The sequence below is a fragment of the Pseudomonas sp. SIMBA_068 genome, from assembly GCF_046534705.1.
GTDB lineage: Bacteria > Pseudomonadota > Gammaproteobacteria > Pseudomonadales > Pseudomonadaceae > Aquipseudomonas > Aquipseudomonas putida.
In genome coordinates this window covers 1-262 of the sequence record NZ_JAWRYI010000774.1, presented here as the reverse complement: position 1 = coordinate 262, position 262 = coordinate 1, and the positions used below count along the sequence as shown (strand labels likewise).

At 65.3% G+C, this 262-nt stretch carries 1 protein-coding gene; it reads right to left on the bottom strand.

The features are described from left to right. Positions 1-206, bottom strand: a 206-nt coding sequence (locus tag SB756_RS31395; protein WP_410913410.1) for a DUF6388 family protein, incomplete at its 3' end; no start/stop codon positions are given. Between the last annotated feature and the right edge of the window lie 56 nt (positions 207-262).

The window sequence follows — 262 nt, the reverse complement described above, 5'->3', positions numbered from 1 at the left end:
AGGCTCAGTTCCCAGGCGAACAGCCCCAGGCGTTCGGCTTCGGCCTCGAAGGCTTCATGCAGGCGCTCGGCGCGATACTGCGCCGGGGTTTCGCCCCGGGCCCGGGCTTCCAGGGGGTTGAGGTTGTCCAGCTGTTCGCGCAGCTCGGGGCGCTGTTCGAGGAACGTGACCAAGGCCTGTTCATGCGGGTGTTGATCGATTGCCATGAAGACTCCCGGAAAAAGCGCCACGCCAGGGCGCAAGACTGAATGGGTTACGGCCG